Origin of the sequence: Roseobacter sp. HKCCD7870 (assembly GCF_037830315.1) — a bacterium.
Taxonomy (GTDB): domain Bacteria; phylum Pseudomonadota; class Alphaproteobacteria; order Rhodobacterales; family Rhodobacteraceae; genus M30B80.
The window spans coordinates 147,475-171,803 of the sequence record NZ_JBBLYO010000001.1 but is presented as its reverse complement, the minus strand read 5'-3'; the positions used below and the strand labels follow the sequence as shown (position 1 = coordinate 171,803).

Annotated in this window: 22 protein-coding genes; 5 read left to right on the top strand and 17 right to left on the bottom strand. The window is 57.2% G+C overall.

Annotated elements, in window-relative coordinates; all coding sequences use genetic code 11:
• Positions 1–20: 20 nt before the first annotated feature.
• Genes AAC637_RS00880 through AAC637_RS00870 form a run of 3 tightly spaced genes read right to left on the bottom strand, consistent with a single transcriptional unit; the run spans position 21 to position 5,747 of the window.
• The gene (locus AAC637_RS00880) at positions 21–1,301 is read right to left on the bottom strand and encodes an MFS transporter (RefSeq protein WP_317654993.1); all 1,281 of its coding nucleotides are present in this window, start codon (positions 1,299–1,301) and stop codon (positions 21–23) included.
• Positions 1,302–1,357: 56 nt separating this feature from the next.
• Positions 1,358–2,413 (bottom strand): tRNA preQ1(34) S-adenosylmethionine ribosyltransferase-isomerase QueA, encoded by a 1,056-nt coding sequence (queA, locus tag AAC637_RS00875; RefSeq protein WP_340301910.1) that lies wholly within the window; start codon positions 2,411–2,413, stop codon positions 1,358–1,360.
• Positions 2,414–2,456: 43 nt separating this feature from the next.
• Positions 2,457–5,747: a YhdP family protein gene (locus AAC637_RS00870; protein WP_340301909.1), complete on the bottom strand. Its 3,291-nt coding sequence runs from the start codon at positions 5,745–5,747 to the stop codon at positions 2,457–2,459.
• Positions 5,748–6,006: 259 nt separating this feature from the next.
• On the opposite strand from AAC637_RS00870, the gene bcp reads away from it, so the two are divergent.
• From bcp to AAC637_RS00850, 4 genes are all read left to right on the top strand, one after another.
• Positions 6,007–6,471, top strand: a complete 465-nt coding sequence (gene bcp, locus AAC637_RS00865; protein ID WP_340301908.1) for a thioredoxin-dependent thiol peroxidase — start codon at positions 6,007–6,009, stop codon at positions 6,469–6,471.
• A gap of 47 nt (positions 6,472–6,518) precedes the next feature.
• Positions 6,519–7,319, top strand: coding sequence for a ferritin-like domain-containing protein (locus AAC637_RS00860; protein ID WP_445322721.1), 801 nt, complete (start codon positions 6,519–6,521; stop codon positions 7,317–7,319).
• A gap of 199 nt (positions 7,320–7,518) precedes the next feature.
• Positions 7,519–8,859, top strand: coding sequence for a M23 family metallopeptidase (locus AAC637_RS00855; RefSeq protein WP_340301906.1), 1,341 nt, complete (start codon positions 7,519–7,521; stop codon positions 8,857–8,859).
• Positions 8,849–9,376: a bactofilin family protein gene (locus AAC637_RS00850; RefSeq protein ID WP_340242508.1), complete on the top strand. Its 528-nt coding sequence runs from the start codon at positions 8,849–8,851 to the stop codon at positions 9,374–9,376. Before AAC637_RS00855 ends, AAC637_RS00850 begins: the two co-directional genes overlap by 11 nt.
• Positions 9,377–9,442: 66 nt before the next feature.
• On the opposite strand, the gene AAC637_RS00845 is transcribed toward AAC637_RS00850, so the two are convergent.
• The 4 genes from AAC637_RS00845 to AAC637_RS00830 all read right to left on the bottom strand — a co-directional run bounded on the left by AAC637_RS00845 (position 9,443) and on the right by AAC637_RS00830 (position 12,311).
• Entirely contained in the window at positions 9,443–10,237 is a 795-nt protein-coding gene (locus AAC637_RS00845; protein ID WP_340301905.1) for a DUF2189 domain-containing protein, read from the bottom strand.
• A 79-nt stretch (positions 10,238–10,316) separates the two neighbouring features.
• Complete coding sequence (locus AAC637_RS00840) at positions 10,317–10,754, bottom strand: RpiB/LacA/LacB family sugar-phosphate isomerase (protein ID WP_340301904.1); 438 nt, start codon at positions 10,752–10,754, stop codon at positions 10,317–10,319.
• Positions 10,755–10,771: 17 nt separating this feature from the next.
• Complete coding sequence (locus AAC637_RS00835) at positions 10,772–11,542, bottom strand: triose-phosphate isomerase (protein WP_340301903.1); 771 nt, start codon at positions 11,540–11,542, stop codon at positions 10,772–10,774.
• A 1-nt stretch (position 11,543) separates the two neighbouring features.
• Entirely contained in the window at positions 11,544–12,311 is a 768-nt protein-coding gene (locus AAC637_RS00830) for a DeoR/GlpR family DNA-binding transcription regulator (RefSeq protein ID WP_340301902.1), read from the bottom strand.
• A gap of 227 nt (positions 12,312–12,538) precedes the next feature.
• Here AAC637_RS00830 and fsa point away from each other — a divergent pair, with 227 nt between their 5' ends.
• Positions 12,539–13,192: a fructose-6-phosphate aldolase gene (gene fsa, locus AAC637_RS00825; RefSeq protein ID WP_340301901.1), complete on the top strand. Its 654-nt coding sequence runs from the start codon at positions 12,539–12,541 to the stop codon at positions 13,190–13,192.
• A 54-nt stretch (positions 13,193–13,246) separates the two neighbouring features.
• Here fsa and AAC637_RS00820 read toward each other — a convergent pair whose 3' ends face one another.
• Genes AAC637_RS00820 through AAC637_RS00775 form a run of 10 tightly spaced genes read right to left on the bottom strand, consistent with a single transcriptional unit; the run spans position 13,247 to position 24,329 of the window.
• Complete coding sequence (locus tag AAC637_RS00820) at positions 13,247–14,179, bottom strand: sugar phosphate isomerase/epimerase family protein (RefSeq protein ID WP_340301900.1); 933 nt, start codon at positions 14,177–14,179, stop codon at positions 13,247–13,249.
• Position 14,180: 1 nt separating this feature from the next.
• Complete coding sequence (locus tag AAC637_RS00815; RefSeq protein ID WP_340301899.1) at positions 14,181–15,029, bottom strand: TIGR01459 family HAD-type hydrolase; 849 nt, start codon at positions 15,027–15,029, stop codon at positions 14,181–14,183.
• The gene (locus tag AAC637_RS00810) at positions 15,026–16,282 is read right to left on the bottom strand and encodes an FGGY-family carbohydrate kinase (protein WP_340301898.1); all 1,257 of its coding nucleotides are present in this window, start codon (positions 16,280–16,282) and stop codon (positions 15,026–15,028) included. The genes AAC637_RS00815 and AAC637_RS00810 overlap by 4 nt, the downstream gene beginning before the upstream one ends.
• On the bottom strand, positions 16,275–17,282 hold the full coding sequence (locus AAC637_RS00805) for a class II aldolase/adducin family protein (RefSeq protein ID WP_340301897.1): 1,008 nt from the start codon (positions 17,280–17,282) through the stop codon (positions 16,275–16,277). Before AAC637_RS00805 ends, AAC637_RS00810 begins: the two co-directional genes overlap by 8 nt.
• Positions 17,279–18,784, bottom strand: a complete 1,506-nt coding sequence (locus AAC637_RS00800) for a glycerol-3-phosphate dehydrogenase (protein WP_340301896.1) — start codon at positions 18,782–18,784, stop codon at positions 17,279–17,281. The genes AAC637_RS00805 and AAC637_RS00800 overlap by 4 nt, the downstream gene beginning before the upstream one ends.
• Entirely contained in the window at positions 18,781–19,470 is a 690-nt protein-coding gene (locus tag AAC637_RS00795; RefSeq protein ID WP_340301895.1) for a class II aldolase/adducin family protein, read from the bottom strand. Before AAC637_RS00795 ends, AAC637_RS00800 begins: the two co-directional genes overlap by 4 nt.
• Positions 19,467–20,516, bottom strand: a complete 1,050-nt coding sequence (locus AAC637_RS00790) for a 2-hydroxyacid dehydrogenase (protein WP_340301894.1) — start codon at positions 20,514–20,516, stop codon at positions 19,467–19,469. The genes AAC637_RS00795 and AAC637_RS00790 overlap by 4 nt, the downstream gene beginning before the upstream one ends.
• 5 nt (positions 20,517–20,521) lie before the next feature.
• A complete protein-coding gene (locus AAC637_RS00785) occupies positions 20,522–22,093 on the bottom strand; it encodes an FGGY-family carbohydrate kinase (protein ID WP_340301893.1) in 1,572 nt (523 codons plus the stop codon).
• Positions 22,090–23,217, bottom strand: coding sequence for an ABC transporter ATP-binding protein (locus AAC637_RS00780; protein ID WP_340301892.1), 1,128 nt, complete (start codon positions 23,215–23,217; stop codon positions 22,090–22,092). The genes AAC637_RS00785 and AAC637_RS00780 overlap by 4 nt, the downstream gene beginning before the upstream one ends.
• The gene (locus AAC637_RS00775) at positions 23,217–24,329 is read right to left on the bottom strand and encodes an ABC transporter ATP-binding protein (RefSeq protein ID WP_340301891.1); all 1,113 of its coding nucleotides are present in this window, start codon (positions 24,327–24,329) and stop codon (positions 23,217–23,219) included. The genes AAC637_RS00780 and AAC637_RS00775 overlap by 1 nt, the downstream gene beginning before the upstream one ends.

The window sequence follows — 24,329 nt, the reverse complement described above, 5'->3', positions numbered from 1 at the left end:
TCAAAGAGAGAATGCCACGATCACGCAGCAGGAGGAAGCGTTCCTTGCGCGTCATCGCCATCATCGGAGGCCGCATCCGCGAAAACCTCTTGCGCCAAGCCCACCACAACGGGAGAGGCTGAGGGCAAAACAGGCGCATAGCTGCCCGTATCTTCCACTGTGGGTGCAGGGCGCACCGTCATACGATAGGCCGCATAAAGCGCCAAAACCGTAACCAAGCCGCCAATGAAATAGAAATACCCCAAGGGGCCAATGGCCTGCATCATGCCGCCCACGACAATCGGGCCGAAAATCGCCCCGACCCCGTTCACAAACAACAGACGCCCCCCTGCTGCGGGCATTTGTTCAACCTCAAGAAAGTCGTTCACATAGGCAATCAACAACGCATAAAGCGGGTTGGCCATGCCGCCTATGAAGAAGGCCGAAATCACCAAGATCGAAAAGATGCCAGAACTGAGCGCACCCAACAGGCCCGCTGCGCCACAAATGGCCGCCAAGATCATGATCAACAGACGGCGATCCATCCGATCAGAAATCCATCCAATGGGGAATTGCAGAACTAAGCCGCCCACATAAAAGGCCGATACAAAAATGGACAATTGCGCAATTGGCAGCCCTGCCTGCGTGGCGAAAACGGCCGCCATGCCGAACATGGCCGAATAGACACCGCCCATAAGGAATGTGCCAATCACACCCAGTGGCGAGATTTTCAAGACCTCCATCAGGCTCATCGGCTTGGCGGTTTCAAATGCCGGCGTTGGGGTGACCGACAGCAAAATCGGCGCGAAACTTAGCGAAACCAGAACCGACAGCACCACAAAGAGGAAATAGTCGGACGGATCCCCAAGGTTCAGCAGCATTTGCGCGGCAACAATGCCGACCATCTGCACCACCAGATAGACTGATAGCGTTTGACCACGGGTTTCATTGGTTGCGGCATTGTTCAACCAAGATTCCGCCGTGACATAGACGGCTGCAAAACAGGCCCCAATAATCAGGCGCAACACTGTCCATGCAATGGGATCCGTCAGCACAGGATAAAGGATCAGCACCGCCGATATGACCGAGCCCAGCGCAGCAAAGGTGCGGATATGGCCCACGCGGCGGATCATTTCTGACCCCATACGCGAACCGATCAGAAACCCCGCAAAATAGGCAGACATCACCACGGACATCTCAAAGGTTGAAAAACCCTCAATTTCGCCGCGCACACCCAAAAGCGTGCCCTGAAGGCCATTCCCGACCATCAGAAGCATGATACCCAAAAGCAAGGCCCATGAATTCCGCAACACCAATAACATGCGCGATCCTTACGCTGCACGGCACCAAACTAATGCCGCGTTCACGCCCTATCCTGTCACGTCTGCGACCCGATTAATAGCGAAGCATCCCCATAGGAGAAAAAACGATAGTTCTGCGTGATTGCATGGTCATAGATCGTCCGAATTTGATCTGCCCCCATCAGGGCCGACACCAACATCATCAGGGTCGATTTGGGCAAGTGGAAATTGGTCATCAACCCATCGGTGATTTTAAAGCGATACCCGGGGTAGATGAAAATATCGGTATCCCCCTCAAAGGGGCGCATCTCGCCAGTTTCGCTTGCCGCAGTTTCAATCAAACGCAATGCTGTTGTGCCCACGGGGATAATCCGCCCGCCTGCGGCGCGGGTGGCGTTGATTTCATCCGCCGCGCTTTGCGAAACCTCGCCCCATTCGGCATGCATTTTATGGGTGGTGACATCTTCCACCGTCACGGGCAGAAACGTGCCTGCGCCAACGTGCAAGGTGACAAAGCTGAACCTCACCCCATGGGCGCGTAAATCTGCCATCAGCCCCTCGTCAAAATGCAGGCTTGCGGTTGGGGCGGCCACCGCCCCTTGGCGCTTGGCCCAAATGGTTTGGTAATCTTCCCGATCTTGGGCATCGGAGGGGCGCTTGGCCTCAATATAGGGCGGCAGGGGCATCGCGCCTGCGGCGTTCAACGCCGCATCAAAATCATCCCCCTCAAGGTTGAAGCGCAGACGCAGCCCCCCTTCAAGGCCTGCCACCTCGGCGTGAAAATCGGGGGTGAACTCCACCACCTCGCCCAAGGCCAGTTTCCGCATCGGCTTGGCAAGGGCCGACCATGTGCCATCGGCCTGTGGCTCGAGAAGGGTCACCTCAATCTTTGCGCTCACGCGGCCTTGCGCGCTGTCGCGCCACCTTTGGCCACGCAGACGGGCGGGAATGACGCGGGTGTCGTTCAGGACCAACCGATCCCCCTTGCGCAAGAATTGCGGCAAATCGCGCACAATCGCATCGGTGATCTGCCGGCCTTGCGCATGTAGCAGCCGCGCCGAAGAGCGCGGCTTTGCCGGACGGGTCGCAATACGGGTTTCGGGAAGGTGAAAATCGAAATCATCAAGACGCATCGTAAACCTGACAGAAACGGGCCATCGCAAAGAAACGGGCGGATTATTGGGAATTTGTGTCAAGCTGCGGGCGCATCAAGTCGCGCAGAATGCCTGGCACAAGTATGGAGAGCGGATTGACCTGCACCTGCGGCGTATCGGGCGGGCCGTTCAGAGTAAAATTAAATCCAAACAACCCCTCATCACGCCTTGCAAACAGCCGCCCGACAACGCCGTTGAGCGCATAAATCGGCGTAAGCACACCGCGAAAGTCCAAATTCCGCTCAGATGTATTATAGACCCCATCCATGCTGATACCCAAAGACGGGCCAATGGCGGCGCCTTGATGCACAGTGATCTTTGACGGATCGAGCGTGAAGCGCGCATTTACCTCGCCCATATTAATCCCGTCCCCCGACAGTTGTTCAATCAATCCAATCACGGAGACGGCGTTGAGCAATTCGGCCATAACGGGCGCATCGCGCAGTCTGGGGTTGGTGATTTGCAACTGGCCCTCATAGCTGCGCGCGCCAGTCGCGCCCTGCAATTGCAGGGTCAGCGCGCCACCATAGAGGTTGCGCATGATGCCCGCGCTGCGCATGGCGGCCCCGCCATCATCAGCCTGAAGGCGAATATCAATGCCCCCGCCCTCAATCGGGGCAATCGCGCCCTCTAGCGGAACGGCGCCGTTAAGATTGCCGCGAAACGCCCCTGCCAACCCGCCACCGCCAGAACTGAGATCCGCGCGCAGATCGCTGAGGGCAATCGTGGCGCCAATGCGCAGCTCGTCCAAATTGACCGACAGGGGGGCGCGTGCCGTTTGCGCTTGTGCGCCGCCTTGCGGCAGGCCCCGCAAATCCAACCGCCCCGAAGCAATCCCAAGTGCAGGTGCCAGCCCCTCGCCACGCGACGTCAGCGTGCCTGTAACATCTAGCCAGTCATCAATGGTAAAGCCTTCTATGCGCAACAGCTCAAGACGGCCTTCGGGGCTGAGATCCCCCGAACCCTGTGCAGATAGGCCCGCCCCTGATAGGCGGAATGCGCGCAGGCTTGGGTCAGGCCCAAGGATCAGGGTGACGTCCAAATCCCCTGCTGCCTCTGCGGGTTTCGTCCACCCCAACGCTGTAAGGGACAGCGCAACGCCCTCAAGTGGTGATGTGAGACGCAACTCTGGGGCTGCACCGCGCACTGCAAGATCAAGCCGCAAATCCAGTGCTGCATCGCCCTGCACCATGCCATCAGGCAAAATGACACCAAAGGTCGCAAGGGTTTCAGGGCTCAAACGCGCCTGCCCTTCGACATAAGATTGCGGGGCATCACGGTTAAGATCAGGCCGAACCCAACGGCCCGTGAGGGGCTGACCTGAAATTGTGGCAGCGCCAAAAATCATCACACCTGCCTCGGAGGTAATCGCCAAATCAAGCGCCTCTGCATGCAGATCGCGATTGGGAACCAGTGTGTCTGAGCGCACATCTATCAGACGGCCCGTGATATCGAGGCTCATCTCACCAATGGGTTGGCGTTGCACAAGATTCAGACCGATCTGACCCGACAACTCTGCCTGACCTGTGGCCAATGTGGCAGGGTCAAGACGCCCGTCTTCGGGAAATAGGTTCAGGGGCGGCCCTGCGAATAGGGTCAAAAGATCAGGGATTTCTCCCGACACATCCAAATCAAGGGTGGCAGCAGGGCCGCGCATTGCCACATTGGGCACAGTGAACCTGCCTTGGCGCATCACGATATCTTGGCCCGTTGGCGCGCGCATCAGACTATCTTGCGCCACAATGGTCAGGCGCGCGCCCTCTAGACGCAGTTGGCCCTGCAGATCCCGCAAAGGTGGCATATCGCGAATGGGGCTAAGCGCGAGCGCGCTAAAATCAAACCCCAAGGCCGCCTGCGCACGGGCATCTTGCGGCGCCTTACGCAGGCTCAGAACGAGGTTTTGCGCCTGCCCTTCGTGCAGATTGCGATCAATCCAGTCACGCGTTTTAGAGACAAACTCATTTGGCCAATAAATCAGGGCATCGCGCAGCACCATTTGCGCAATACTCCCATCAATCGCCAGTTCCGTGCCATCAGAGCGCGCCACCCCATAGCCTGAAAGGGTCAGCTCAAACGCATCTGTGCGGATCAAAACACGATCAAGATCGAGGCGCGGCTCCTCCCCTAAACTGATCCGAAACTCAGACTGCCCCTGCGAGAACAGCAAGGGCGCCTCGAACATCGCATTGGGGTTCACCAATACATCATTAAGATCAAGCGTGGCGTCAATTTGCGTGCCATCAGGCGAAATCAGCGCATCACCCGTTGCGGTAAAATCTAGGTCGCGCGCATCAACCAACAGCTCATCCAGCGCCGCGCGCCCTGTGGCTGCCTCATACCGAAATCGCGCTGAGATCTCGCTAAAGCTTAGGGGGCGCTCTGCGCCCTCAAGGGCCAATTCCCCTGGCCCCAAATCAAGGCGGGCTTCAAGATCACCAACGCCTTCGGCATCGCGCAATTTCGTGCTGAGACTGCCCGACAATGGCGCAGAGATCAGATCAAGCCACCGCAAGGCAGGCGATGCAACAGAAAGGTTATTTGCAGGTATCCCTTGAAATTGGAGGCGTAATTCGGTCTCACGCGCGGCATCGGTGCGGGTCGCCACAAAGGAAAGACGCCCCGCCTGATCTGCCGCCCCCTCCGCGTGGGCCTCTAGACCTGCGGTAACCGCCAAAACCAAATCTTGGCCCTGACGGGCCAGACGCATTTGCCCGTTTTCAATAGATAAGGCCCGTCCTGTGGTGGCATCGCGCAGAGAAATCGTAATCTCGCGGCCAATGGCCTCTTGAAAATTGGCAAAACGCGGATCGGCAAACATTCTGTCAAAGGCGGACATGGTTTGGGCCAAATCAGCGCGCGCGGCGTCTTGATTGGTTGTGAAAGCCAAATCGATACCACCAGTTGCGTCCCGTTCAAGCAAGAGACTGGCACCGCGCATTTCGGCGCGGATGGGGGATATTTGCCCCATCAGCAAGGCGCCTGCATCGAAGGCAAAGCCAAGCTGCGGAAACGCCGCACGCAGGCCAGTTTCATCGCGCACCGTGACATCGGTGATGACCAAAAGGGCTTGGCGCCCCGTCTCATCAAGGGCAATGGACATATCTGCAATGCTTAACTCATCGCGCACCATACCCGCCTGCATTTGCGCAATAATATGCGCCTGCCATGCGGTAGGCAGCGAAACGGGGCCCTGAGACAGTCGCAGGTAAAACCCACCAAGCACCGCTGAAATGGTCACAAACAGGCCCAAAACCACAGCCAAGACCCACCGCCCTCTGCGGGATTTGGCAGGCTGTGGTTTAGGTTTGGACACGGCGTTTTCTTTGGAGGTCACGGGAAGCGGTCAATCTATAATCTGTCTGGTCACGAGGTTGGTCACGGGGCTGTTTACGGGTCGGGCGCGGAACAAAGAGAGGGGCGATTTCGGATGCCGCCCTTTATCTTTGCTGTAAATCCCCTAGCTTGCAATCACACATAACAAAACCATGCAACTGGCCCCGCGCAAATATTCGCCGCACTGGATCACGATGTGGCGAGTTTCCGCGCAAAAGAATGAATAAAGGATGAAGCCCATGCTTGAGATCGGCAGCCCCGCCCCAGATTTCAACCTTCCCCGCGCTGGCGGTGGCGAAGTGACGCTATCTGCTCAAAAGCCCAAGAAAGTGGTTCTCTATTTCTATCCCAAAGATGACACATCAGGCTGCACCAAAGAGGCGCAGGGCTTCACCGAAGCGGCAGACGCCTTTGCTGCGGCAGGCACCGTGGTGATTGGTGTCTCCAAAGATAGCGTGGCCAAACACGATAAATTCATCGCCAAATATGATCTTGGGGTGGTCCTTGCCTCGGATGAAACCAGCGATGTCTGCGAACGCTATGGCGCATGGGTGGAGAAATCCATGTATGGCAAGAAGTACATGGGCATCGAACGCTGCACCTATCTTATTGATAGCGATGGGAAAATTTCCCAGATTTGGCGCAAGGTAAAGGTGCCAGGCCATGTTGATGCAGTGCTGGACGCGGTGAAATCCTTGGGCTAATTCACCGCCCCATGAGTGATTTACAAATACCCGAGACATTGGCCGAAATGGCGGTGGCGGTTTTGACCACCGCCAATGCAAAGGAGAAATGCGCACTTTCGCGCGCTTGTGCCAAGAAATGGTTTGCGGCGCGGGCAGCAAGCACGCCCTTGCCCCTTGGCCGCGCCACACCGCCCGATCAACCCGCGCGCCCTGCACAACCCGCATTGCTTGATCCGCGCGAGGTGCCAAAGCGTAAACCTGGCACAGCCGAGGGTCGGATCGCTGTTTTGCACGCGGTGGCGCATATCGAACTTAACGCGGTGGATTTACATTGGGACATTATCCCCCGCTTTGCCGAGACGCCCATGCCCATCGGGTTCTACGATGATTGGGTCAAATCGGCCGATGAAGAAGCCAAGCATTTCAACCTATTGTCAGATTGCCTTGAACAAATGGGCAGTCATTATGGCGCGCTTGCCGCACATGCGGGGATGTGGCGCGCCGCCGAAGATACGGCCACTGATTTCATGGGCCGCTTGGCGGTGGTGCCGATGGTTCTCGAGGCACGCGGCCTTGATGTCACGCCCTCAATGATCGAGATTTTCAAACGCCCGCAAAATGACCCTGCGGCCAGTGCAGCGGTCGATGCGCTAAACGTGATCTATGCCGAAGAGGTGCATCACGTGGCCTATGGTAGCAAATGGTTTCATTTCCTCTGTGGCCGCGAAAACCTTGATCCAAAGGATGCGTTTCACGAACTGGTGCAACGCTATTTCCACGGCGCGTTGAAGCCACCCTTTAACGAAGAAAAGCGCGCCGAAGCGGGCCTTCCACCCGATTTTTACTGGCCTCTCTCTGAACGCTAGGCCATCTATCGGCGAAATCTCGCCCAAATTGCGGGAATGACCTCAATTTCCCGTCTAAATGGCGCAAAAAATATTGAGCCGCCCCGCTCAATGTCCTATCCAATCCTCGCGCCCCCCAAATGGCCTGGGGACGCTGTGATGGGGTGGTGACGAGAGGCGCATAGCAAAGCGCCCGAACGACAAAACAGGGGACTTGGCATTGAAATCGCGATTGATTGAGCGCGCAAACCACGCATTGGATCGACATTTGCCTGAAAAACGGCTGTTTCTGAAATCCGATACAAGCACGCGCTTTGTGCGCCTGAGGCCCCTGACGCAGGCCGCAATCATTGCCACGACAGGGCTTCTGGTCACATGGACAGCGATTGTTTCAGCGGTGTTTTTCATCGATGCCATCAATGCAGGCTCTAATCGCGATCAGGTCGCGCGCGCCTCGCAGGCCTATCAAGACCGCCTCAATACAATGTCCAGCGAACGCGACAGCCGCGCCCTTGAGGCACAAGCCGCCCATGAACGATTTGGCGTTGCGATGACCCAAGTCTCTGCCATGCAATCGCAGCTTCTGGCATCAGAAGAACGCCGCCGCGAATTGGAAACCGCGGTCAACGTGATCCAAAGCACCTTGCGCCGCACCATCAGTGAACGCGATGACGCGCTTGAAGAGGTGGCACAATTGACCGCCGAGATGACCGATGAGAATGGCAGCCTGCAATCCGCCGCAAGCCGTCAACGAGATCTAGAGCAGGTTTTGGCGCTATTGACCGAGGCGCTGCAAGAAACAGCCGAAGGGCGCGATACAACCCATGATTTGATCGCCGAGGCGCGCGCGCAGATTCAAGACTTGGAATTCCAAGCTGCCCTTTCCGCCGAGCGCAATGAACGCATCTTTACTCAAATCGAAGACGCGGTCGCGATGTCGCTTGAGCCACTTAATGCGATGTTCCGTGCGGCAGGCCTGCCCACCGACAGCATTCTTGAGACGGTGCGCCGTGGCTATGCAGGCCAAGGCGGGCCTTTGACGCCAATTACCTTTTCCACCTCCAACGGCCAACCCGACCCTGTTTCGCTGCGCGCCAATGAGGTGTTGGAAGATCTCGATGCGGTGAACCTCTATCGTATTGCCGCAGAGAGCCTGCCCTTCAGCTATCCTGTGCAGGGCGCTGCGCGGCGCACCTCGGGCTATGGCTATCGCAATGATCCGATCCAAGGGGGGCGGCGGATGCATGAGGGCCAAGATTTTGCGGGCCCCGTTGGAACCTCGATTGTTGCTGCCGCAGATGGCACTGTGGTTTTCGCGGGCCGCCGCGGCGCCTATGGCAATATGATAGAAATTCGCCACGCTATGGGATATACAACACGCTACGCACATTTATCGCGTATTCGCGTGACACGGGGCGAAAGAGTGTCGCGCGGCGACAGAATTGGTGATATGGGAAATACTGGACGCTCGACCGGGTCCCATTTGCATTACGAAGTGCGCCAGAATGGCAACCCAACCAACCCGATGACCTTTATCACGGCAGGACGAAATGTTTTCTAAATCAAAAATCAACGAACCTGGACCAAAAGAAACAACAACGCCAAGCGCGGCCCCTGCCGCGACAGCGCCAAGCGCGCCTTCGGCACCGGTGGCCCCCAGCACATCTGCTGCCCCCGCCAAGCCAAAGCCGCCTGCGTCTTTGCTGAGCTCGGATTTGGTGATTACGGGCAATCTGAAAACCTCGGGCGACATTCAAATCGAAGGCACCGTCAAGGGTGACATCCGCGCACATTCACTGACTGTTGGTGAAAGCGCACGCATTGATGGCGAGGTTCTTGCCGATGATGTGGTCGTGAACGGCTATGTCAAAGGCCGCGTTCGTGGCTTGAAAGTGCGCCTCACCTCAAGCGCGCGAGTTGAGGGCGACATCATTCATAAGACCATCGCGATTGAATCTGGTGCGCATTTTGAAGGCACGGTTCAGCGTCAAGAAGACCCGCTGTCTAGCGGTGCGAAATCGGCCCCTGCCCCAGCCGCAAAACCTGCCGCAGCCGCCGCAGAGCCAGAAAAGAAATAAGCGCAGGCGCGATTTATTTACAACGCACCCCCGCCCGCATCCGCGCGCGGGGGTTTTTCTTTGTCATCATATCGCCTCATGCACAAAGGCGCGGCGATAAATATGCCATGAGGCATGACCCAAAACGGGCAAGACCAAAAACAACCCCAACAGTGCAGGCAGCATCGCCAAAAAGGTCAGGCTTGCGATCAGCGCCCCCCAGATCAGCATCACCTTCGGGTTGGCTTTAACCACCGCAATGCTTTTGAGCATGGCGGTGACAAAATCCACTTCCTTATCCAACAAAAGGGGCAGCGAAATCACCGTGAGGCAAAATAACACCAACGCAAAAACCGCACCAAAGCCTGAGCCCACCAACAGCATAATCAACCCTTCGGGCTGAAGCAGATAGGCATAGCTTGAGGTCACATTCATCAGCGCAGATGGCCCAATAAACAGGGCGAACAGCATATGCGCAAAGAAAGACCAAAATAGAAAATACACGATGATCACCCATGCCATAGACGGCAATTGGCGCAATCTTTGCCGCCAGATCACGCTGAAGATATCATTGCGGCGAAAGTCCCGATCCCCCGCGTCAAGACGGCGGGAAACCTCATAAAGCCCGACCGCCAAGAAAGGCCCTATGAGGGGAAACCCAACCGTAATCGGAATAGCCAACCACCCCATATCCAGGATCGAAAGGCTGCCATAGATCAACCAGCCCCCCACCACATAGATATGGGCAAAGAACAGGCCCATCATCGGCTTTTGGCGAAAATCGCGCCACCCTGCGCCCAATGCCGCCCAAATATCGCCCAATCCCATCTTGGCCAATGGCGGCAGGGGCGATGGCCCCTCGAGCTGCACGCGGTCGTTCATATTGCGCCCTCCCTTCTTCCGTCAGGAATAGGTTACGCCCCCGATCCACACGCCGCCAAGGGAAATTTGGCTAACCGCGTTATCCGTCTAGCGCATCAATCGCGGCAACATTTCTGGCGCTGCGGCCATTAGGGTCAAAACTTTGTGCCAAATAGGCCTCGGCAATGGATTTCGCCAATTCTGCCCCAATCACCCGCGCGCCCATCGTGATGATCTGCGCATTATTCGACAGCGCGGCACGCTCGGCTGAATAGGTGTCATGGCTCTGTGCGGCGCGAATGCCGCGCACCTTGTTCGCGGACATCGCCACGCCAATCCCCGTGCCGCAGACCAGAATCGCGCGGTCAAACTCGCCCGTCAAAACCCGATTGGCCACAAATTCAGACAGGTTGGCGTAAAACTCTGCGCCTGCTGCATCCATATCAATCAGCGTCACCTCATGGCTGGCTTTGAGGTGATCTGCCAAAACCCGCGCCAAACCGTCACCTGCACTGTCACCTGCAATTGCCAATTTCATGATCATTCCTCCTGCGATCATAGGGATTGAATAGCGCGCGACACCCGCGCCAAAATATCAAGATAGCCCGCCACGTTCCACGCGGAGCGGCCAATAAACAGCCCGTCAATATGCGGACAGGTGATCAATTCTGCGCAATTCTCAGGATTGACCGACCCGCCATAAAGACAGGGCAAAGCGCGCCCCATCACCGCCTGCGTGACCGCGATGACCTCGGCATGGCGCGCATCAGCATAGTCAGCGGTTGCAGGCACGCCCCCATCGCCAATCGCCCACACGGGTTCATAGGCAAATAGAATGGCACGGGCGCGATCAGTCGAGGCAATCTGCGCTAAAGCAGCCTCGGTTTGAGCGCGCAAAACTTCGGTGGCGCGCCCTGCTTCGCGCTCGGCCCAAGTCTCGCCGATACAAATAAGGGGCACAAGGCCGTGGCGCAACGCAGCCGCAACCTTTAGCCCGACTGTCTCATCCGTCTCACCAAAATTGGCGCGCCGCTCAGAATGGCCCAATTCGACAATCTGCGCACCGCAGTCGCGCAGCATCACGGGGGAAATTTCCCCCGTCCATGCACCTTGATCGGCCCAGTGCATATTCTGCGCCCCCACCATCACCGAGCTATCCGCCAGATCTGCCGCAACCTCAGCCAAGGCTGTGAAAGGCGGGATCACAAAAGGCTGAATGCGCGGGTCGGCGGGGGTCTGCGCCGCCTTGAGACCTGCAACAAACGCCCGTGCCTCGGCGCGGGTTTTGTTCATCTTCCAACTGGTGCCAACCCAAAATTCGGACATTTCATATTTCCTTTGCATCAATGAAAGGCAGGTTGAGGTCTGCCCAAACAGACCTATGGGCCTGTGGCAAATCATAGGTCACGAGTGCTGAAAACGCGTCTAGATCGGCAAGATGATACAACGCATCGCGCCCAAATTTCGCACCTTCTGCCATCAAAATGGGGCGCGCGGCGGCCGCAATCATCCCAGCCTTTATCGCGCGCACGCCCTCATCCATGTGATAGCAGGCCCGCGCATCAATTGCGGGGCTCGAGATAAAGGCCAGATCAGCCCGCATCATTGCAATTTCGGCTTGCACCATGGGCCCCGTGGCACAGTGAAATTTGCGACTATAGCGACCACCAAGGGTGATCAGGGTCACGCTTGCGGCCTCTTGCAGCACATGGATGGCGGCATGGTTATTGGTGATAATGGTCACGCCAAGACCGCGCAGGGCAATCTCTTCGGCCAAAAGCGCGGCGGTGCTGCCATCATTCAGCATCACACGCATGCCCGTCTCAACCCGATCTGCCGCAGCGCGGGCGATTTGGCGCTTGGCCTCGACGTGGCGCAGGGCGCGATAGCGATAATCTGCCTCAAACTGCGCGCTCGCCTCTATCGAGGCCCCACCACGCAACTTGCGCAAAAGCCCCGCTGCCTCAAGATCATCTAAATCGCGGTGGATCGTCATCTTTGACACGGCAAACCGCGCAGCCAGATCATCGAGCCCTACGAATCCCGCTTCGGCCAGCCATGCCAATATCTGCTCGCGCCGCGTCTCAAGTTTCATGTGATCCCCTTTAGATACGCCTGCACGCTATCAGGGGGCGGAGTTAAATCAATATAAAAATGTGATTTTGTGATTTTTAATTGTGATGTTTGATCTGGTGGTTTACAAGCGGCCTTGCGCAAATTGCGATTTGCAGAATTTGTCGCGCAAGGTTATCGAAGCGCCAATCAACCCATGCGCATCAGGCCTCGCTGCCCCGCGCTAATAAGCATCAAGGAGAGCCATCCATGAAATTCTTTGTCGATACTGCCGTGGTCGATGAAATCCGTGAATTGCACGATTATGGTCTGTTGGACGGGGTCACCACGAACCCCTCGCTGATCGCAAAATCAGGCCGCGATTTCAAAGAGGTCATCGCTGAAATTTGCGCGCTGGTCGATGGGCCCGTATCCGCCGAAGTCGCCGCAACCGATTTTGCAGGCATGGTGGCCGAAGGCGAGCATTTGGCAAAAATCGCCGATAATGTCGTGATCAAGCTGCCTTTGACCTTGGATGGCCTAAAGGCCTGCCGCCATTTCGCCACTAAAGGCATTAAGACCAATGTAACCTTATGCTTCTCGGCCAATCAGGCGCTTTTGGCGGCCAAGGCAGGTGCAACCTATATCAGCCCCTTCATCGGGCGCTTGGATGACCTCAACCTCGATGGCATGGAATTGATCGCGGAAATCCGCGAGATTTACGACAATTATGGTTTTGAGACTGAAATTCTGGCGGCGTCCATTCGGACGGCAAACCATGTGAAAGATGCCGCGATGGTTGGTGCAGATGTCGCGACCATTCCGCCCGCAGTGATCAAGGGTCTGGCCAAGCACGTCTTGACCGATAAGGGCCTTGAGCAATTCACAAAAGATTGGGCTGCAACGGGCCAAACCATTCTTTAAGGCAGGTTTATACCGATTTTGAAAAGCGGCGGCGCCATAGGCCCGCCGCATTTTTCATACCCGCAGATCAGATGCGCCTGTGTCGATATGAGGCGCCCAGAAAGCCACGCTTTCAGCGATATCGGCCACCACGGCCCGATCATCTGGTTCACGCTCTTTGAAACTTAACTCAAGGCAAATCTCGTTATCCACCGCCCCGCCTTCTGCAAAGGCCACCAAAAGCGGTGCGGGCTGTATCCGTCCGACCGCATTATGTTTGGCGGTAAAGGGACGATGCCCCCCCTTATCCATCAAAGATTGCTTGATATGGATGATGGGCGAGACAGGCGGCACGGCGCGCGCCCAAGAATAAGGGTCAAAATCATCCGGATTTGGCGATGTGACATCCCCGTGATCAATATCGGCCATCATGAACATAGGCACGGCCATCTTGCGCGCGGCAATCTGATCTTGCAGCGCCATCGCGTTCTCGATCGTGTCACCAAATTCGCGACCCACGCTCATCGGTTCCCAAAAAATATGCTCAATCCCAAGGGGCTTGGCATATTCGGCCAGTTCCGTCCAATGATCGAGCGCAATCTCAATCAACGCGGCGCGGCGTGCAGGGTCATCAAAATCGCGATAGGTGAAAATGGCAAACTGCGTGCCCAAGGCCAGCCCACCCAAATCGGCGGTGATCGCGGCAAAATGTTTGAACCAATCAAGATAGTATCGCCGCACATCCGCATCGGGATGGCCGAAATGGTTGAGCCGCCCGTAAGGCCCCGTCATGCCCGAGGTCACCCGAACACCCGTTTGCTGCAAAGCCCGCCCCATCTGGCGCGTAAGCCGCGCGGTCACATGGGCAGGCCATGCAGGGTTGATGAATTCATGCGTCAATTGAAGATCGCGGATTTTGATATCACGCGCGACTGTGAAGATCAGATCATCCATTTCGGCAAAGCGATTGACCAAAGGATTGGTGTTCAATGACAAGGTCAGTGGCATCTCAACTCTCCCAGTCGAAGGCGGGTATCACATGGTCAAGCCGCGCGCCCAGACCCTCGCAAATCTCTTGCAAATGGGCAAAATCGGCCCCCGCATGAAGCCCCGTATCGCGGACAAGCGCGGTTGAAAACCCTGCACCCGCCCCACCCAAAACATCATGCGCTGGGCTGTCGCCGATACACAAGACCCCACGCGGCGCGATCTGGCCCAAAATCTGCCCCGCGATTTGGTAAATCTGAGGATAGGGCTTACCGATATAGGTGACGCGTCCGCCCAATTCTTGGTATAGCGCCGCAATCCGCCCAGCCCCAAAGGCCTTGCCTTGCGGGGTCAACATTTCGAGGTCGGGATTGGTGCAATAACAGGGCACAGCGCGCTGCGCCGCAAGTGTAAGTTCGGCACGATACCACTCAAGGCCCCGCTGATCCCCTTGGCTGCCCGCAAGGATCAAGAGATCGGCCTCAGAGGCGGAGGCGACAGAGCGCAGATTGAGCCCCTCAATCGCGCTTTGATCGCCGTCACGGGCATGCAACCACACGGGCGTGGCCCCACCCCACCGATCGCCCCCCGTTTCTGACAGCAGGCGATAGGCCGCCTCACCCGAGGAAAGCACGGTTTGATAATCCCCCCGTGCGAAGCCCAAACGCGTCAAGCGTGCCTCATTGGGGGTCGCGCGTTTGCCAGAATTGGACAAAATCACAATGGGCTTGCCCGTTTTGGCCAATTCCGACAGGGCCCGAGTGGCATTTTGATAGGCGCCAGCGCCATCCAAAAGAACGCCAAATTGATCAATCAAAAAGGCATCATATTGATCGGCCAGATCGCGCAATGTGGTGAGCGTGGCACTCATCCGCGCATCCCCTTTTGCGCTAAAATCGCCGCGCCCATCGCGGCTTCGCCCGAGAGGGGCTTGCGGGGCTGAACCCCCAAGCTATTCAGGCGGATGGCCGTAAAGGCCCGATCCTGTGCCCCGCCCCCCAAAGATCGAATGGTGCTCAAGGCAGGCGCACCCAATTCGGCCAAGCGGCGATAGGCACGGCATTCTATCGCCGCAATCCCTTCGAATATCGCCTGAAGGTGCCGCCAATCCTGCGCGGGGCGCGGGCCAAGGCGGGGGGGCAGCTCTGGATCATTGATTGGGAACCGCTCGCCCTTTTGGGTCAGGGGGTAATAGTCCAGACCTGTTGGTACGGCAGGGTCAATCTGCTGCGAGAGCTGCGCAATATCTTGGTCGGGGAATTCTTGCAAAATCACCGCCCCGCCCGTATTCGATGCCCCGCCAGCCAGCCAAAGACCTAAAACTTTATGGCTATATATCCCGAAGTCAGGCGCGAAAATGGGCTGATCTGACAGGATTTTAAGGGTCAGGGTCGTGCCAAGAACACTGACCCCATCCCCCGCTTGATCGGCCCCCGTTGCCAAGTAAGAGGCGCAGCCATCTGTCGTGCCTGCAACCAGTCGGGTGTCGGGCGAAAAACCGAAATCATTCGCGCCAATGATCCCCAAATCTGTGCCTGCGTCATGGATGTTGGGCAGAAGATCGAGGGGCAAAAACCCTGCCACCCAATCAGGCCAACTGCCCGCCACAGGGTCATAGCCCGTTTTCAGGGCGTTATTTGCGTCACTGGCGACAATCCCCGTCAGCTTTGCAGCGATCCAATCGGCCTGATGCAGGATGTGCAAACCCTTCACACCCTGATGCGCTTGATGCAAGGCAACGGCGCGGGCCAAGGCACTGGTTGTGCCCCGCGCCGCGGTTTGGGGGGGCGAAGCGGCCGCAATACGCGCGATCAAGCCTTGATCGCTACAAGGGTCATTATACATGACCCCATCGCCAAGAGGCGTCAGCGCGCGGTGACAGGCCAGCATCGTGCCAGATGTGCCATCCACAGCCACGGCGCGGATATTTTTTACAGGGCAGTCCGCCAAGGCCCGCTGCAAGGCCGTTTGCGCCGCAGCCCACCACACCATCGGGTCACGATGATTGGCCCCATGCTCCGACATGGCGGATTTTGCACTGGCCACAACCGTGCCTCTATCGGACATCACAAGCGCCCGCGCGCCCGATGTGCCGATATCAAGGCCAAGATAAAGATCAGGCATTCAACGCTTGCCGATATTTCTCGGCATCCCAATCCAATAGTTCCATATTCTGCGCTGCACTCAGATAGTGCAGGCGGGCATCAGGGGCGGTGCGACCCAGAACATCGCCCAAACATTGCGCCAAGGCGCGCGCGCCTGCGCTTGCATCAGCCCGAAGGGCCGCGCCCTGCCCTTGGATCAAAATCGCGGGGGGCGTGTCGGGGTCAGTTGGGTCTGGCAAATCCGCGACAGAGGAAACCGCACGAATTGCAACACCGCAGAAAATCACATGGTCAGGATAAAGGCTGCCTGCACTGGCCATTGCCGTTAAATCCGCCGATTTGCCAAGGCGGATCAAACTGTCTGGTGCGGGCTGCCACCCTTTGGGCAGATCAGGCATATCCGTGGGCCCCGTCAACGGGGCCTGTTTCGGGCGCAACGCCTCATGCACAGCCGCCAACAGCGAGGCAACCTCGCCCACAGTTTCTGCTGCCACGATCAAGCCGTGATTGCCCAAGACAATCACATCGACCTCGCCACCGCCCACAAGCCCCGCAACCTGCGCGGCCAAATTCGCGCCAGGCTTTGCATAGGGCACATAGCCCCAAGAAAAATGGTCAAGCGCTGTGCCAATAGCCGCCAAAGGGTCGGCTTGGATCGCCATGCACAGCGTATGCACACAATGCACATGCACCACCACAGGCTGCGGAAACACCGCATGAAGCGAGGTTTCAATCGAAGGCCGCAGCCCCCCCTCTTGCAACAAAAACTCCTGCGGTTGATCGGCAATCGCGCTTTGCGCGGCAAGGGCGGCCCGCATCTTGGGTAGATCACAGGGCACGAAAATATCGCGCCGCATCGCGTCCGCCAAAACCGTGCCCGAGGCCTTGATCCACATGACATCGCCTGATTTGACAGAACTATTGCCACCCGCAGCCTGTATCAGCAAAGGATCGGCCCCGATTTTGGCAGAATATTCCGCCAAAGCCGCCAGATCAGCGGGGCGCGCAGGCGCGCTCATGCGGATTTCTCCAGCATATCATCAAACCATGCCTGCAAATCGGTCATCTGGGCATCGGTCATATTGAGATGCTCTTTGGTGCGCCGTTTCAGCACATCCTCGGCACTCAGCGCCCATTCATGGTCGCGCAAATATTCCACCTCAACCTCATAGAGGCGCGGGCCGAATTTCCGCCCCAGATCGGAAAGGCTGTTGGTTCCATACAAAAAGCGATCCATCCGCGTGCCGTAAAGCCGTGCCCAATGGTGGCACAATTCAAATGGCAAAAACGGATAAGCCGCGCTGACCTCTTGCAAAAAGCCCTCAAAATCAGCCTGCGCCATATCCCCCCCAGGCAGCGGCGCTGTCGCCGTCCAATCGCCGCCCATATGCGGGAAAATCTCACGCAGATTATGCATCGCATGTTCAGATAATTTGCGGAAGGTGGTGATCTTGCCACCAAACACGTTCAGCATCGGAACTTGGGCGGTTTTATCAAGATCAAACACATAATCCCGCGTCACCGCAGAGGGGTTGCCATTGCCATCATCATAGAGGGGCCGCACACCTGAAAAATGTTCAATCACATCCTCACGGGTCAACGCGCACTTGAAATAGCGGTTCACTGCAGCGAGCAAATAGGTGATTTCATCTTCATCCGCCTCGACCCGTTCAGGCGCACCCTCATAGGGAATGTCCGTTGTGCCAATCAGCGCCTTATCCCCCTCATAGGGGTTGATGAAAATCACGCGTTTGTCGTGGTTTTGCACCAGATAGGCTTGTGACCCCTCCCAAAATTTTGGGGTGATGATATGGCTGCCTTTGACCAAGCGAACCGCGCGGCGGCTGTTGCTGCCTGCAACGCGGCCAATGATGTCATTCACCCACGGCCCGCCTGCATTCACCAAGGCGCGGGCGCGAAACTGACGTTTTTCGCCTGTGCGCCCATCTTGCACCTCAATCTGCCACATCCCATCCACGCGCCGCGCAGAGGTGCAGGCGCTGCGGGTGAGAACCTTGGCTCCATGTTCGGCGGCATCAAGAGCATTCAAGACCACAAGCCGAGCATCATCGACCCAGCAATCAGAGTATTCAAAGCCTTTTTTATAGATGTCTTTCAGCGCCCGCCCTTCGGGGGCCGTGCCAAGGTTCAAAACCCGCGTGGGCGGCAATTTCTTGCGCCCACCCAAATGGTCATAAAGAAACAGACCCAACCGCACCAACCATGCAGGCCGATCATCGCGCGAATGCGGCAAGACAAACCGCATCGGCCAAATGATATGGGCGGCAGAGTTCAACAAAACTTCGCGTTCAATCAATGCCTCGCGCACAAGGCGGAATTCATAATATTCCAAATAGCGCAAACCACCATGAACAAGCTTCCCCGAGCGCGAGGACGTGCCTTGTGCCAGATCATCTTTTTCCGCCAAGACCACAGACAGGCCACGCCCTGCTGCATCGCGCGCAATGCCTGCGCCGTTGATGCCGCCGCCAATGACAAACAGATCAACCGTTTGCGTCATGATGCACCGTCCCCTTTCGACTGCACGCCATAGCTTTCAAAGCCGCGCGCAGTGTCTTCAATCTCTGCCGCACTCAAGACATGCCCCCCGCCAATGGCAAGAAGGTGATAATATTGATGCGCAAGGCTTTCTAATTCGCCCGCCAACCATAAGGCCCGCGTCAGGTCAGCCCCTCCAACGATCATGCCGTGATTTGCCATAAGGCAGCCCATGCTGCCGCCCTGCACTGGGCTAAGCGCCTTGATGATCTGTTGAGATAGCTCTTGCGTGCCATAGCGCGCATAGCCCGCCACGGGGATTTCCACAGTGCCGAAGGCCGCGATCATATAGTGAATGGCAGGGATCGGGCGGCGCGCATCAGCCAAAATCGTGCAATAGGGCGCGTGGGTATGCACGACTGACCCCATATCGGGGCGCGCGCGCAAAATATCGCGGTGAAAGCGCCATTCGGACGAAGGAGCCTTTGGCCCCTGCCATGCGCCTGTTTCATCCGCCAAATCCATGACCGCAATCATATCGGGTGTCAGCGCATCATAGGGAATGGCCGAAGGTGTGATCAGCATCGCATCACCATAGCGCACCGAGATATTGCCCGAAGCGCCACGGTTTAGTCCCATCGCCTCTAGCTTGTGACAAGCGGCGACAATATCAGCGCGAAACCGCTTTTCTGATGCAAGGCCACTCATGCGCAAGGGTTCCGTGCTGGCTCGCCCGCCAAATAGCGGCGCACCTCTTCTGCGGCTTGTTCGGCGGCATAGGTGACGGTGCGCACAGACGCGCCCGCAATATGAGGGGTGATTGTGACATTGGGCAATTGCAGCAGCGGCCAATCCACTGGCACAGGTTCAACCGCAAAGGTCTCTAACATCGCGCTTGCAATCTCGCCCGTGGTGAGGGCGGCGTAAAGGTCGTCATAATCACACATCGGCCCGCGCGCCGTGTTCACGAAAATCGCGTCAGGCTTCATTTTGGCGAAGGCATGCTTGTTCATCATCCCCCGCGTCTCATCGGTGACGCGGCTGTGCAAGGTGACCACATCCGACTGCGCCAAAAGCGTGTCGAAATCGACATGGCTGACCCCCTCATCGCGCGCATCCTCGGGGCTGAGTTGCACATAGGGGTCGCACACCAAAACGCGGGTTCCAAAGGCGCGCAACAGGCGCACGACCTTGGTGCCAATCGCCCCATAGCCGATGACACCCACAGTCATCTCTGACAATTCGCGCCCCGTCACATCGGCACGGTAGAGATCCCCGCGCCAAGTGCCTGCGCGCAGCGCCTCATGCCCTGCACGAATGCGGCGGGTTTCCGAAAGGATCGCCCCAAGGGTGAACTCGGCCACTGCCGAAGAATTACGGCCAGGCGTGTTCACAACCAAGACGCCGTGATCCTTGGCCGCCTTCATATCGATATTCACAGGGCCACCGCGCGAGACGGCAATCATCTTGAGATGGGGAAGGCGCTCGAACATGCCGCGCGACATGGGCGCTAACTGCGTGATCAAAATCTCTGCATCCGCAACAAATTCAACCACATCGTCAGCCGTACCAAAATATTCTTTCAGGCCATCCATGCCCGCCACCGCATAGCCATGTTCCATCGGCTCATCGGGCCATGCATCTTGGCGGGTGCGGATATCTAGATCCTTACCTGCGCAGGCCAATGTCACGGCATCCTCAAAGGCTGAAGGCAACATGAACAGATCGCCAATAATCGCAATTTTGGTTGTCATTTTTATTATTCTCCTTGTTGCGATTGAGTTTCAGAGAGGGCCGCCCACGCCACAGGCGCGGCTTCACGCAGCGCACGATAGGACGGGAACAGTGCCGAATAGCGCGCTGTGAGGGCGGCATCTGGGGCCTCAATCGGGCCAAGCGCAGGTTCGACCCAATCGCGCAGACAGGCATCCATATCAGGATAGACACCAATGGCGCAGGCCGCCATCATCGCGGCCCCTGCAGCACCCGCCTCTTCGCGGGTCGAACTGCGCAGATTGGTGCCAATCGCGGCGGCCATGATTTTGCGCAGCGCACCCGAGCGCGCCGCCCCCCCCGTGAGGCGAACCTCATCGGGCACAGCCCCCATGGTGCTATAGCAATCGCGCGCCGAATATCCCAAACCCTCTATCACCGCGCGGATGAGATCGGCAAAGCCGTGATTGCTGGCCAACCCCGTAAAGGCTGCGCGCGCGCGCGCATCAACAAAGGGGCCGCGCTCACCTGCTTCGGAAATATAAGGGTGATACAGAATCTGGCCCGCACGGGTGGCCGATAGCCAATCATCGATACGGGCCACCATCTCTTTGTGGCTCACCTCATGGCCAAACTCAGCCATCAGTTTCGCGCCCAATTTCAGCGCCCAATCAATATTCAATGTCGCGGCCATATTCGATTGGATTTGCGCAACCATTCCTAGAACGGGCAAAACCATGACATAGCCTGTGCGCCCCTCGTTCAGGACAACATCCGCCTCGGCCGTGGCGCGCATATGCATGCCTGTTGAGCCAAGGATGGTGCAACCCGATGGGGCGTTTGGTGTGTAAATCCCCGCCCCCAAAGCGGTGCAAACCACATCGACATAGCCAAGGGAAACGGGCGTTCCCGCGCGCAGGCCCGTTTGGCTTGCGGCATCAGCACTTAAGGGATGTGTCTCGCGCACCCCATCGACCACGGGGGGCAAAAGATGCGCGCGATGGGTCAATCCCAAAGCGGCAATCACATCCGCCTCATAGCCGCGCGTTTTGTAGCTGCCGAAGGTAAAGCTTGTCTCGGACGGATCGCTGGCGCGTATGCCTGTCAGCTGAAGATAAAGCCAGTCCTTACAATGCAGCGAGACTTCGGCAGCATCCAACCAATCGGGATGGTGCTGATCCATATGGGCCATTTGCGTGCCCATCTGGCAGGTGTTGAGACCCGTCCCCGTTTTGGCAAACCGCATTATGTCCGCGGCGCTAGCGCGCAGGCGATCCACGGTTTTAGCAGCCCGCGCATCGAGCCAAAGCCAAGCATCAGTGACGGGCTTGTCCCCTGCCCCCACCAACCATGTGCCGTCCCCCTGTCCCGTGACGGCAATCGCAGCAACCCGCGCCCCCAGATTTTCGATTTTTTCGCCCAAATCCCGCAGCGTTTGCGCACAGCCCGCCCATGTATCCGCCAAGGTTTGGCTCGCCGCCCCGCTTGCATCAGAGTGGTAGACATTCGGAACCGATGCCATGGCGATCTGCTGTCCGCCAAGGCTAAAGGCCACCGATTTGATCACCGATGTGCCTGCATCAATTCCAATCAGAATGTCTGCCCCTGATGCGCTCATGCCATTTGCGCCCCGTGGCTGATTGCGGCCCCGCTTGCAGGGTCGAAGAAATGTAAATCTTCGGGCTTCAGTTCAACGCTAATGGTGTCGCCCATCGAAATATCAGCGCGATCATGTTCGACCAAGACCACCGTGCTTCCTGCAAAGGCCGCGGCGATATGGGTTTGATCCCCCAACCATTGATTGGCTACAACCTGCGCGGCAGCCCCACTCTTGCCCTTGGCGCGGCGCACAGCATAGGGGCGCACCCCCATGACCACATCACCGCGCGACAAGAGCGCCGCGCGCAGATCAGTCGCGAATTGATCGGCGTTATAGGTCAGCTCTACCCCTGCATCGAGGCGGAACTGAATATCGCCTGACACTTCGGACGCACGGGCGGGAAACACATTCATTGGCGGCTCGCCCACGAATGTGCCCGTGAACAGATTGGCAGGGGCCAGTTTGATTTCATCGGGGCTTGCAAATTGCTGCAAAACGCCCCCTTCCATCACCGCGATGCGATCTGCCATGGCATTGGCCTCGGTCTGGTCATGGGTCACAAGGATCGCGGTTAGACCACGTTCCTTGATGTAATATTTGATCCGCCCGCGCAAAAGCGTGCGCAATTGCGGCTCAAGCTGGCCCATGGGTTCATCCAAAAGATAGAGATCAGCATCGCGCACCAAGGCGCGCGCCAAAGAGGCGCGCTGCTGCTGGCCGCCAGAAATGGACGCGGGAAATTTGTCGAGGATGGATGTGATTTCCAACATCTCGGCCACTTCATTGACCTTGGCATCCACCTGCGCATCGCTTTCACGCTGCGCCTTCAGGGCAAAGGCAATATTCTCGCGCACCGTCACCGTGGGATAAAGCGAATACCCCTCAAAGGCCATGGCCACATTGCGGCGCACAGGAGGCAGGTTTTGCACCTCACGCCCCGCGATTAGGATTTTGCCACGGCTGGTTTCTTCAAACCCTGCAACCATCCGCAAGGTCGAGGTTTTACCGCAGCCAGACGAGCCCAAAAGGGCGATAATCTCGCCTTTTTCGATATCCATATTGATATCGCGCACGGCATGAACGCCTTTGCCAATCGGGCCGTAAAATTTATCAACGCCCTGTAGCTTGAGTTGCGCTGTCATCAGGCCGCTCCTTTTTTCTTGTTTTGTGCCGAAGATTGCGTAATGCGCGCGCCGCTTTTGCGATCGAACAGATAAATCTGTGATGTATCTGCGGCAATATAGGCCTCGCCACTGCTCGGTGCGATTTGACCTGCGGGGCGCGAGATCATGATCTCGCGGCCATTCTTCGTCAGCGCCAAGGTCACTGTTTTCTCGTTCAACGGTGCCTCTGTTTCAATGGTCACAGGAATTGCGCCCTTGGTGCCTTTGCTGACAAAACGCAGGCTTTCGGGGCGAATGCCGATTACACAGTCCTGCCCGACAGCATCGGCATAGCCCGCATCAAGACTAAGCGGCTGATCCGAAAGCGAGACAACAACACCCGCACCATCCGCCTCAGGGGTCACATCCAGCAGATTGATCACAGGGTCGCCAAAGAGACGCGCGATATCAATATTTGCAGGATTGAGATAAATATCCTGCGGCGTACCAATTTGTTGAATGCCGCTGCCACTCATCACCGCAATGCGATCGCCAAGCGCCATCGCCTCTTTATAATCTTGAGTCACATAGATCACTGTGGCCTTCTGATCTTTCAGCAAACGTGGCAATTCCAGACGCATCTCAAAGCGCAGCTTGGCATCCACATTGCGTAGCGGATCATCCAACAACAAGATTGATGGCGCGCCCGCAAGTGCGCGGGCCAAGGCCGTGCGCTGCTTTTGCCCGTTCGACAATTCCTTGGGCTTGTGATGCAAAACGTGGTCGATCTTCAACATCTTAGCGACTTTTCCGACCGTGTCAGAAATTGCGCCCTGCCCCATGCGCCGCGCGGTCAAAGGGGCCGCGATATTGGCACTGGCATCCATATGGGGAAACAGCGCAAAGTTTTGAAACGCCATCCCGATCCCGCGATCTTCGGGTTCGACCCCGTCCATATCTTGGCCATGAATGGAAATCTGCCCTGCATCGGGTTCGATCACCCCTGCAATCAGACGCAACAAAACGGTTTTCCCTGCGCCAGATGGCCCGAACAACACAAGCGTCTCGCCCGTGTCAACGCTGAGGCTGACATCATCGAGAACGGTCTCAGTCTTGAAGCGTTTGACGATATTATTGAGAACCAAACTCAT